The sequence below is a fragment of the Bacillus sp. FJAT-27225 genome (assembly GCF_001685025.1).
In the GTDB taxonomy this organism is placed as follows: Bacteria; Bacillota; Bacilli; order Bacillales; family Cytobacillaceae; genus Bacillus_D.
On record NZ_MAYU01000001.1, the window covers coordinates 1,274,198 to 1,285,093 of the forward strand.

Genomic DNA, 10,896 nt, shown 5'->3' on the forward strand with positions numbered 1-10,896 from the left:
CTCCTTTATGTATTTGTCAAAAACCCACTTATTATTGTACCAAACATTTCCGATTGTTCCACATGAATTGCATGTCCAGCTTCAGGAATGATAGCCATTTTACAATTTTTTATTCTTTTAGACATGTTAACGGCAATGTTGCAAAACTTTTCATCCATGCTTCCAGCGAGGAGTAGTATCTCGGGCTCCAATTCCCCAAGCCTTTCCCAGTAGGAAGGCTGGGCTCCAGTTCCTATTCCTAACAAAGAATGTGCAAGCCCTTCTGGATTATTTTCAAGCCTTCCCCTTCTAACCTCAGAAGTGATTTTATCCGGCATTTTCTGAAGTGATGCAAAGAGGGGGATGTTCTCCCAATAATCGATAAACGCTTTAACCCCATTGTCTATAATAAAATTGGCAAGTTCACTGTCTTTCATGCGTCTTTCTTTTCGGTCAGAAGACTTTTCAAGACCCGGAGATGAACTTTCCATTATTAGCTTCCGGACCCGCTCTGGATAAGCCAGAGCGAACGCTAATGCAATCCGCCCGCCCATCGAATAACCGAGAACATCCGCTTTTTCAACCCCTAAATAATCAAGAATTCCTTTTAGGTCCTCGACTGTATTGTCCATGGAAAATCTCTCTGGTTGAGAAATCGGCCTTGTTTTGCCATGGCCAGGCAAATCAGGACAAATCAGTTTGAAATGAACTTCCCATTTAGTAAAAAACGGGCTCCATGTTCCGCTGCTCCCGGTAAAGCCATGGAGCAGGAGGAGGGGTGTACCATTTCCCCGCAATTCAACGTGATAATTCAGGTTATTTATATTGGCATTCATTTTAACTTTACCAACTTACTTATTTCCTGGGAAACAGACTTCCAAATTCTGCGGTGGTCTGCCGTATTCGCTTCCCTTTCACTTAGCACTTCAATAATCTTTAATCCCCGTACTTTCCTTGCACTTAAAACTGCAGCATGGAAGTCCTCCACGGTTTCAACCCGAGTAAAAGTCCCGCCATATAATGCAGCTGCATGTGAAAAATCCAACCCGATTGGAGTTCCAAACAAAAGCTCAAAGTTTTTCTTTTCCCCGGCTTGCGGCAAAAATGAGAAAATCCCGCCGCCATTATTGTTTATTACAATAATAGTTATATCCAAACCGTACAGTTTTGCCGGAAGCAACCCATTCATATCATGGTAAAAAGTAAGGTCACCAATTACAAGATACATTGGGTTAGAGTGAATTGATGCACCGAGCGCACTGGAAATAATTCCGTCAATCCCGTTTGCCCCCCTATTGGCGAGGACCCTTATACCTTTATCGTTTTTCCAGAAAAAACTGTCCAAATCCCGGATTGGCATGCTGTTCCCTACAAAGAGGCTTGAGCCTTTGGGAAGAAGATCTGGAAGTTGATGATAGACAAGGCTTTCATTTAATTCTTCTTTGTTTATTTCCGAAACCATCGTTTCTTTGGAAAGATGATTTATATCTGCCCATTTCTCCAGATAAGCGGAATCAATTGCTGGCGTGATGAAGGGCAGGATGCCTTCACAAAAAACGTCTTCATCACAATAAACCATCTCAGTCGACAACGAGTGCGGATCCCTCCACCCGCCTCCTCCGTCAACGACAAATTGGCGGGCAAGATGGCTTTCTTTAAGGAAAGTCGTAAGTGCTTTAGATATAGGCATCGCCCCAAACCTGACAATTACATCAGGCTTCAGCATTTCCTTTGCATCTGAAGAACGCAGGAAAGCATCATACGTATCAATAAGGACGCCATCACCGAAATCATTGCTTCGGAGCTGGGACAGTGGATCGGCAAGCACCGGATAACCGAGTTTCCTGGCTAACTGTTCTAGCTTCCTGGCAAAATCCCTGCCTTCCAGCTGGCCACAAATAATGACTCCCTTTTTATTTTTATTAAAAACCCTGGCTATTCCCCTGTATTCCTCACTATCCAAGCCAAGTCTTCCCTGGCTGATCGAAACATATCGGTCGGGCCTTTCCAACATCTCAAATGCCTGAAGATTATCCAGTTTTGGGATGAGTGGTTCACGGAAAGGAAAGTTTAGATGGACCGGCCCCGCTGGCACCTGCCTTGCAAGTGAGACTGCCCGAGCACATACTGTCCTTGCATAACGAGTCATTACCGCGCCTTCTTCAGGCAAAGCCATTTCCGAAAACCACTTAACATGCTTCCCATAAAGGTCTATTTGATCGATTGCTTGAGGAGCTCCAACATCTCTCAATTCATGTGGCCGGTCTGCAGTCAAAACAAGAAGAGGCACCCGTGAATAGCGTGCCTCCACAATGGCTGGAAAGTAGTTGGCCGCTGCAGTTCCCGATGTGCATAGGAGTGCCACAGGCCTGCCGCTCGCCTTTGCAATCCCAAGTCCGAAAAAGGCAGCAGAACGTTCATCGACATGGATATGGACGGTAAGCTCGGGATGTTCAGCCATGACCATAGCCATCGGGGTCGACCGAGAACCCGGGCTGATGACAACTTCCTCTACACCAGTCTTTACAAGTTCCGCTACAAATGCCGCCAAATAGGATGTTAAAGCTTCTTGATGATTCATTCCTTCATTCCTCCAAGGGCTGAAAGCATTGGCCTGAATTTAAGCCCTGTTTCCAGATATTCACTTTCTACGTCAGAATTTGCAACAATACCACAGCCGGCAAACAAGGACGCTTCTTTTCCTTGTATGAGGCCGGATCGGATTGCTACTGCGAATTCACCGTTCCCGAAATAATCCATCCATCCGACCGGCGCGGCATATAAGCCACGGTCCAGCACTTCTACCTCCCGGATTTTTTCCACAGCAAGCTTTTTGGGGAGCCCTCCCAGAGCAGGAGTTGGATGAAGCCTTTCAACAAGCTGGAGGAGGCTTGTACCTTTCTTTGCGATTCCCTCTGCTGGTGTATAAAGATGCTGAATATCCCTAACCTTCATTAATTGGGGCTTCTCGGGAATGGCAACAATTTCGCAAGTTTCCTCCAATGCTTCTCTTATCATATCGACAACATATTGATGCTCGGAAAGGTTTTTTTCGTCCGAAAGCAAGAGGCTGCCTAGTTTTTTGTCCTCCTCTTCCGTTTTGCCTCTTGGAATAGACCCGGCCAGACAGGCAGAGAGGACTTTTGGGCCAGCCTTTTTAACTAACCTTTCAGGTGATCCTCCGATAAAGCTGTCTCCTCCAGATTCAAACGAAAAGATATAACTGGACTTTTGCTGTTTCTGCAAATTTTCAAGTATCGTTCCTGTATCGATCGGACGATTAAATCGGAGCCGAAGTTCTCTTGCCAGAACAACTTTTTTGAGCGGACCGCCATTTTTTAAATCGTTTGCAACAGTTTCTACCGTTTTCTTCCAGTTAGTTGGATCGATTTCTTCCATATCAACAAGGGGAGCATTTTTACTTTTCATTCGCTCCATTGCTATAGTTAATAGTGCCTCTCTTTCAGAGGCAACCTTATTGAAGAGCGAGACCCCATCATGCCGCGTACACATGATGTTAGTAGTGAAATATACTTCATTGTTTTTCAGGACTGTTATCATAAAACGTGGAATATGGAACAGAGCATCTTGATATTTTGACCAAAGAGCGGTTTTCTCCTTATGAGGATCAAATGTAAATCCCCCAAACATTAAAGGCCCGACTCCCTCTGATGAAGAAGAGCCGATCACAATGCTATCATGCACAAGCATTTCCCATTGCTTGTTAATATGCAAAAAACGGGTATCCGTTTTATCGCTGCCTAATTGAGCGGCGATACCCAGTCCGGCCAAACAAAATTCCTCTCCCGGACTCTTCCAATAAAAACGTTCACCCAAGAACGATTCTTTCCCATTGGCAAAAAAACTCAAAGGTTCAAGGGACTCTATCCTGCTAATCTCACTGACAAGTATAGGCCTGCCCAATTCCCTTGCTTTTGATATTCCCTGAAGGATGCCTTCCTTTAATTCTGTACCGTGGATGGTAACCAACTATATCCCTCCAAAACAGCGCGAACCACTGTTCCCATTCAGTTTAAAGCCTATTTAAAAATACTACTCCATTTGCAGGAGTGTCAATAACAGTAGTCACAGTACACCATGTTTTTTCCTTTATTATATCTTATTCTGCCACAAAGCTCGATTAATCACATTCCGATTTTTCCACATGGGAAATAGAGCTTGAAAAAGCTAATGCCAGTAAAAAGTAATTGACACCTTTCGCTATATTTCTTACACTTAAGTGTGGCGTGTTCTTTACCATTGCCAAATACTATCAGGGAGTGTTATGCATGCAGACACAGTTACAGACTGGCACACCCCATATTCCTGAATCTAACCGCGGTTTCCGTGCATGGTGGCAGCTTACGAGGCCCCATACATTGACAGCTGCGTTCGTCCCTGTATTTCTGGGCACTGTTTTGGCCCTGGAAGAAGGGAAAATAGATGGATTACTGTTTGGTGCAATGCTGCTAGCGTGCCTATTGATACAGGCAGCAACAAATATGTTTAATGAGTATTATGATTATGTCCGTGGACTTGATACAGAAGAGTCGATTGGCATTGGGGGTGCCATTGTAAGGGATGGTATAAAGCCAAGAACGGTCATGCAATTAGCCCTAACTCTTTACGGAATTTCTGTATTGCTGGGCGTTTATATTTGTATGGAAAGCAGCTGGTGGGTTGCTGTAATCGGCAGCATTTCAATGCTTTTCGGTTATCTTTACACCGGTGGTCCCCGCCCTATCGCTTATACCCCATTTGGCGAATTGTTTGCCGGCTTTTTTATGGGCTGCTTAATCATTCTGCTATCATTCTTTATTCAAACCGGCTATGTGAATTCAACAAGCATTTTAGTATCCCTTCCTGTATCTATTCTTGTCGGTGCCATTCTTCTCTCAAATAATATCCGTGACTTGGATGGTGACAAGGAGTTTGGCAGAAGGACCCTCGCAATCCTTCTTGGACGGGAAAAAGCAATCATGTTCCTTGCGGGGATGTTCGCTGCCTCATATAGTATTGTAGCGATTTTGATTGCGTTAGGAATAGCTTCACCATGGGCTGCCATTGTAATCGTAAGCTTGCCGAAACCAATCAAGGCAATTAAAGGATTCAAAGCTGGCAAGACTCCTATTGAAATGATGCCTGCCATGAAAGCAACCGCACAAACCAATACCATTTTTGGTTTCTTGCTCGCCATTGGGTTATTCATCGGCCACTATATTTAATGAAATAAGCCCCCGCCAAAAGCGGGGGCTTATTTCATGTCAGGAAGGGTTCTGCAGCATTAAGTGTGGAATTTAGGAGGAAGGGCTTGTCCTGATTATGATTCAATGTTTTATAAAAACCCATTCTTTTACTTCTGCCACGAAGGCGCTCTGCGCTTTTGCATGTTTCATTGCATTCCGAAAGGGTATCAATTTTATTACAGTGAGTAAATTGCAATGAAATGGAAGTGGATATATATGTTAACGGGTAATCAAAAAAACACTTTAAAATACCGCTTGAAAGAGGAAGAACGTGTACTAGAAAATCAACTTAATATGGATGGCGGATATACAGACCGTGATGCATCGGAAAGGGAAACGGTTGGTGAATTATCTGCCTACGATAACCATCCGGCTGACCTGGGTACAGAACTTTTTGAACGCGAGAAAAATTATGCGCTTAAAAGCCATACCAGCGAAGAGCTTGAAAAGGTACAGCGGGCCCTATCAGCCATGGAGGATGGTACGTATGGGGTATGCCGTGAGTGCGGAAATAACATCCCATATGAGCGTCTGGAGGCCATTCCCTCCACCTTATATTGCGTAGAGCATACCCCTGAAAGAATTCCGGCAAGCGACCGTCCAGTTGAAGAGGATGTCCTCACGCCATCCATTCCGAATTCCTTCCGGGGCAGAAGCACTGGCGGAGTCATCGATACAAACGACAGCTTTGAAGAGGTTGCCCGCTTTGGAACAGCTGATAGCCCCCAGGATATGGTTGGCGATTACGATAGCTACAATGACTTGTATAATAAAGGAGTCAATGAAGAAGCACAGGCGGAGGATATTGAGGAAATCGTATCGAACGATATGGAAGGCGGCAACCGTCAGTTCAATAAAGTAGATAAACTGGAAGATCTTGAAGAAGTCCTTGACCGTAAAGGCATTGACTCCCAAATGGGAGACGTTCCGTATAAACGCAAAGACAGCTATTTAGAAGAAGATGATTGATATCTATTAATTAGAAATTGTTCCATACAAGGGTGGAACATCCTTTTTTTAAAAATAAAAACTGGCTCAAAACGCGTCTTCTGACAGCCGTTTGAGCCAGTGATTGTTTGTCATTTCTACAAAGCCAGCAGCGATTTAACGGGTACAGCAGTCGGTTTGATGATTGACCCCTTGCCATACACGATTGGTTTTTGCGGGGTTCCGATAAGGATTGTCCCTGGTTCAACTTTCACATCCTTATCAAGGATTACCGACTCCAGGATACAATTTTCCCCGATTTGGCTTTTTTGCATAATGATGCTATTACGAACCACTGCGCCCTCGCCTATCGTGACTCCCCTTGAAATAATACTGTTTTCCACCATTCCCCTGACCTGGCAGCCATTAGCCAGAAGAGCTTTTTTAACCGAAGCTCCTTTATAGTAATGAGAAGGCGGTTCATCCTTAACTTTAGTGAAAACAGGCTGTTCTTTTTTAAAAAGCTTTCCCCAAATGGAAGTTTTTAGTAAATCCATGCTAACCCTATAATAACTACTTACTGAATCTACCTGTTCTGCATATCCATCAAACTCATATCTGCAGATGGTATATGGGCTCCCAAAATCGTCAACAACATCATTCAGGCTAGTATAACCCGTGAATTGCCTATTCTCGATTAATTCAATTAAAAGCGAGGTTTTCAGCAAGTATATATTCAGTGGTTTGCCATTTTTATAAACCTCAGTAATATCGCAGTTATTCCGCAAATGTGCCTTGAGGAAAGGCCTAAAGTCTTCATTAATGACGGTATTCGAGTTAGATAGTAATGTATATTCCTGTGAACTCCTATAAAAGAAATCGATGTTTTCTTCAAAATGGGCAAGGCAGCCTGTTCCATTAAACTCTCTTTCCTCTATATTCATAGGTGGAAAAAAGAATAGCCCATCCCTCTTCCGATTAAGATCCCAATTTTTTCCGGACCCTAGATGATCCATTAACGAGCGATAGCTGGTTTTGGGAAACACAGCAACACTCCTTATCCCTGAATTCACCATACTTGACAAGACAAAGTCTATTAGCCGGTATCTTCCGGCAAAAGGCAGGGCAGCGACTGGCCTATGCAGCAGCAATTCCTGTAGATTCTCGTGGTTAGCAGCGGCGTCAATTACACCTAACAGCTGTTTTAACATTTCCTGTCCCTCCTTTTTAATTACTAGGCAAGGTATATTTCTGGCACATTTTTTTATCGACTAATACAATTTCTCCTGGAGGAGGGCAAATGACCATCCCGTCTGGAATCTCCATATTTGCTGGAACAACTGCTCTCTCAATTTCAGTGTTTTTCCCGATGACAGCATCAGGCATAATCACCGAATCTTTGATATGTGAGCCTTTTCCAACCGTTACACCTTGAAAAATAACTGAATGCACGATGTCGCCTTCAATCGTACATCCCTCGTTAATTAACGATTCCATTATCGTGGCATCGGCTGAAATAAATTGAGGAGGCTGGTTTGGGTTGACCGAATAAATTCTCCAGCCATGATCAAATAAATCAAGGCTGCATTTCTCATCAAGAAGATCCATATTCGCTTCCCAAAGACTTTCAACTGTCCCAACGTCTTTCCAATATCCTGTGAATGGATATGCAAAGACTCTTTCCTTCCCTTTAACAAGGTTTGGAATAATATCCTTGCCAAAATCATGGCTTGAATCCGGATTGTTATAGTCAGACTCAAGGGAATTTAGCAGGACTTCCCAGCTGAATATATAAATGCCCATGGATGCAAGGGTGCTTTTGGGATTCTCAGGCTTCTCTTCAAATTCAAGTACCTTCATATTAGAACCAGTTTCCAATATGCCAAAGCGGCTTGCTTCCACCCAGGGTACCTCGACAACTGAGATCGTAACATCCGCCTTTTTTTCAACATGGAACTTCAGCATTTCCTCATAATTCATCTTATAAATATGGTCCCCAGAAAGAATAAGCACGTACTCTGGATCATACTGCCTTAAATAGCTCAGGTTTTGATAAACAGCAGATGCCGTTCCTGTGTACCACTTAACGTCCGCAGATTCGCTAAATGGAGGCAATACGGTAACCCCCCCTTCTTTTCTATCAAGGTCCCAAGCACTCCCAATCCCAATATAGGAATTTAACAGCATGGGCTGATATTGGGTGAGCACCCCTACCGTATCTATACCGGAATTCGTGCAATTACTTAAGGTAAAATCAATAATCCTGTACTTTCCTCCAAAAGGCACAGCCGGCTTTGCAATTTTTTCGGTCAACAGCTTTAGCCTCGTTCCCTGGCCTCCTGCAAGAAGCATCGCCACACACTTTTTTTTGTCCATTCAGCCGCTCCTCTCTTTTCCGGACAATAATAAAATAAAGCCTATAAGTGAGGTCCCTAACCTCAAGAGGCTTTTTCCTGGCTGTCCGGCTTGATTAAAGATTGGAACCGTTATTCCCCCATACCCCGCAGTTTTCAATAGACAAATCATTTGCCTATTTTTTTGTACCACCCTTCTTACGGTGATACAAATTTCCCCTCTGAAAAGAATATTCCTAATACGCTCTTTAATTCGTTAATTCTATTCTTTTTCCTTGTAAAAAAAACCGTACTATTTTGACAAAAACCATGTAAATCCGTTAGAAGCTTTATAAATTCAACCGCAACCATGTTCACATGACAACTATTGCTTCAAAAATAGACAATATTCGTTTTGAAAAGTCGAAAGAAAAGTGGCAACTTAGTGACTGCCAGAAAGGAAAGGGTATGTAGCTCTTCTAAAGGATTAACGTTTCCGGGTAAACCTGGGGTATGCAGTAAGTGATTATATTTAGTTACCCAAAATACAGGGGAGCTAATCCTATTTTTCGAAATCTTTTATAAAAATATCAGAAAATTGAGAGAATATTTCCGGTACAAGAAAGGCTGGAATTAGGAGAGTGAATTAATAGTGGTGTCATTTGGGGGGACTTTTGCTTTTTAGGCAAACGAATGCTTCACTGCCTTTAAAAGCTAGCATTTTGTAAACAATTCGAGCCGATACTAATTCACATGCCGGATAACTTTTATGCGGAACCTTAAATTTTTGGGGTAAAAGAAGAAATAACAAATTTACGTCAAACGTTTGGCTAGAGACCAAATTTCTTCTCTCGCTAACCAATCGTGATTATCAATTTCTTTATACAGATGATTTAATAACATTTTAGCACTGAAATTCTGAGCTATTTTGAAGCCAACAGCATTCGATTGGGAACCTTTGTTGAATTATTTGATTTTATCCAGAAATCCATCGGAATAGTTGAGTCACGTATCTACAACCGGAAACTTGTGAGGCTTCCGGGGAACTTCCACATGAATCCGGAGTATGCCTTCAATTTCCTCAACTTTGGTTACAGTAGTTTCTTTCAATCCACGCAAATTCATGTGTAAATTCAATTGCACGCAGCTCCATTCCTTTTACTTGCTGCTCAACACTTCAAGTATAAAAGAATCCGTTAGCTGTGTGTTTTTTAATGCCTTGAAACGAGCATAGACCTCAACCAATATCCAGAGCTTATATATCGTGCTTAATTCTGCACAAAATATTAATTACTATCTCGTATATACTCTTGCTCCAAAGGCAAAAAAAGAGCAGCAGACATCGTGTCTGCTGCTCTTAGTATGACCCCTACGGGATTCGAACCCGTGTTACCGCCGTGAAAGGGCGGTGTCTTAACCGCTTGACCAAGGGGCCATATGGCGGAGAAGGAGGGATTTGAACCCTCGCGCCGGTTACCCGACCTACACCCTTAGCAGGGGCGCCTCTTCAGCCTCTTGAGTACTTCCCCATATGGCTCCACAGGTAGGACTCGAACCTACGACCGATCGGTTAACAGCCGATTGCTCTACCACTGAGCTACTGTGGAATAGAAAAATAAAAATCTAAACACAAAAATGGTGGGCCTAAATGGACTCGAACCATCGACCTCACGCTTATCAGGCGTGCGCTCTAACCAGCTGAGCTATAGGCCCATATTTGGAGCGGGTGATGGGAATCGAACCCACGACATCAGCTTGGAAGGCTGGAGTTTTACCATTAAACTACACCCGCGTATGAATTTATTATGGGGCGATTGAGGGGAATCGAACCCCCGAGTGCCAGAGCCACAATCTGGTGCGTTAACCACTTCGCCACAACCGCCATTATCTATAAAACCGATAATGGTGGCTCAGGACGGAATCGAACCGCCGACACAAGGATTTTCAGTCCTTTGCTCTACCGACTGAGCTACTGAGCCATAAAAAAATGGCGGTCTGGACGGGACTCGAACCCGCGACCTCCTGCGTGACAGGCAGGCATTCTAACCAACTGAACTACCAGACCGTATTGCGGGGGCAGGATTTGAACCTGCGACCTCCGGGTTATGAGCCCGACGAGCTACCAGACTGCTCTACCCCGCGATAATAAAAAGAATATAAATGGCGGAGGAAGAGGGATTCGAACCCCCGCGCGGTTTAACCCGCCTGTCGGTTTTCAAGACCGATCCCTTCAGCCAGACTTGGGTATTCCTCCATTTATATATAAAATTGGTGGACCTTGTAGGACTCGAACCTACGACCGGACGGTTATGAGCCGTCTGCTCTAACCAGCTGAGCTAAAGGTCCTTAATGAAAATTGGTAGCGGCGGAGGGGATCGAACCCCCGACCTTACGGGTATGAACCGTACGCT

At 43.8% G+C, this 10,896-nt stretch carries 7 protein-coding genes and 11 tRNA genes; 2 read left to right on the plus strand and 16 right to left on the minus strand.

Features of this window, described 5'->3' with window-relative positions:
• Positions 1 to 5 precede the first annotated feature (5 nt).
• From menH to A8F94_RS06365, 3 genes are read right to left on the minus strand one after another with little or no spacing between them, the layout of a single operon-like run.
• Positions 6 to 815, minus strand: a complete 810-nt coding sequence (gene menH / locus A8F94_RS06355; protein ID WP_066197079.1) for a 2-succinyl-6-hydroxy-2,4-cyclohexadiene-1-carboxylate synthase — start codon at positions 813 to 815, stop codon at positions 6 to 8.
• Positions 812 to 2,560, minus strand: coding sequence for a 2-succinyl-5-enolpyruvyl-6-hydroxy-3-cyclohexene-1-carboxylic-acid synthase (gene menD / locus A8F94_RS06360; RefSeq protein ID WP_066197080.1), 1,749 nt, complete (start codon positions 2,558 to 2,560; stop codon positions 812 to 814). The genes menH and menD overlap by 4 nt, the downstream gene beginning before the upstream one ends.
• Positions 2,557 to 3,969: an isochorismate synthase gene (locus tag A8F94_RS06365; RefSeq protein WP_066197082.1), complete on the minus strand. Its 1,413-nt coding sequence runs from the start codon at positions 3,967 to 3,969 to the stop codon at positions 2,557 to 2,559. The genes menD and A8F94_RS06365 overlap by 4 nt, the downstream gene beginning before the upstream one ends.
• A gap of 299 nt (positions 3,970 to 4,268) precedes the next feature.
• Here A8F94_RS06365 and A8F94_RS06370 point away from each other — a divergent pair, with 299 nt between their 5' ends.
• Together A8F94_RS06370 and A8F94_RS06375 are read left to right on the plus strand one after the other, a co-directional pair.
• Complete coding sequence (locus A8F94_RS06370) at positions 4,269 to 5,204, plus strand: 1,4-dihydroxy-2-naphthoate polyprenyltransferase (protein ID WP_066197084.1); 936 nt, start codon at positions 4,269 to 4,271, stop codon at positions 5,202 to 5,204.
• A gap of 216 nt (positions 5,205 to 5,420) precedes the next feature.
• A complete protein-coding gene (locus A8F94_RS06375) occupies positions 5,421 to 6,194 on the plus strand; it encodes a TraR/DksA C4-type zinc finger protein (protein ID WP_254660783.1) in 774 nt (257 codons plus the stop codon).
• A gap of 116 nt (positions 6,195 to 6,310) precedes the next feature.
• On the opposite strand, the gene A8F94_RS06380 is transcribed toward A8F94_RS06375, so the two are convergent.
• The 13 genes from A8F94_RS06380 to A8F94_RS06440 all read right to left on the minus strand — a co-directional run bounded on the left by A8F94_RS06380 (position 6,311) and on the right by A8F94_RS06440 (position 10,831).
• A complete protein-coding gene (locus A8F94_RS06380; protein ID WP_066197088.1) occupies positions 6,311 to 7,363 on the minus strand; it encodes a sugar phosphate nucleotidyltransferase in 1,053 nt (350 codons plus the stop codon).
• A gap of 16 nt (positions 7,364 to 7,379) precedes the next feature.
• Positions 7,380 to 8,528 (minus strand): glucose-1-phosphate adenylyltransferase, encoded by a 1,149-nt coding sequence (locus A8F94_RS06385; protein WP_066197091.1) that lies wholly within the window; start codon positions 8,526 to 8,528, stop codon positions 7,380 to 7,382.
• A gap of 1,320 nt (positions 8,529 to 9,848) precedes the next feature.
• Positions 9,849 to 9,920: transfer RNA gene (locus A8F94_RS06390), tRNA-Glu, on the minus strand.
• 3 nt (positions 9,921 to 9,923) lie between these two features.
• Positions 9,924 to 10,014 (minus strand) — tRNA-Ser (locus A8F94_RS06395).
• A gap of 3 nt (positions 10,015 to 10,017) precedes the next feature.
• Positions 10,018 to 10,092: transfer RNA gene (locus tag A8F94_RS06400), tRNA-Asn, on the minus strand.
• Positions 10,093 to 10,121: 29 nt separating this feature from the next.
• A tRNA-Ile gene (locus A8F94_RS06405) sits at positions 10,122 to 10,198 on the minus strand.
• A gap of 5 nt (positions 10,199 to 10,203) precedes the next feature.
• Positions 10,204 to 10,277 (minus strand) — tRNA-Gly (locus A8F94_RS06410).
• Positions 10,278 to 10,291: 14 nt separating this feature from the next.
• A tRNA-His gene (locus tag A8F94_RS06415) sits at positions 10,292 to 10,367 on the minus strand.
• A 21-nt stretch (positions 10,368 to 10,388) separates the two neighbouring features.
• Positions 10,389 to 10,464, minus strand: a tRNA-Phe gene (locus A8F94_RS06420).
• 9 nt (positions 10,465 to 10,473) lie between these two features.
• Positions 10,474 to 10,550: transfer RNA gene (locus A8F94_RS06425), tRNA-Asp, on the minus strand.
• A 3-nt stretch (positions 10,551 to 10,553) separates the two neighbouring features.
• Positions 10,554 to 10,627: transfer RNA gene (locus A8F94_RS06430), tRNA-Met, on the minus strand.
• 19 nt (positions 10,628 to 10,646) lie between these two features.
• Positions 10,647 to 10,739, minus strand: a tRNA-Ser gene (locus A8F94_RS06435).
• Positions 10,740 to 10,754: 15 nt separating this feature from the next.
• A tRNA-Ile gene (locus A8F94_RS06440) sits at positions 10,755 to 10,831 on the minus strand.
• Positions 10,832 to 10,896 lie beyond the last annotated feature (65 nt).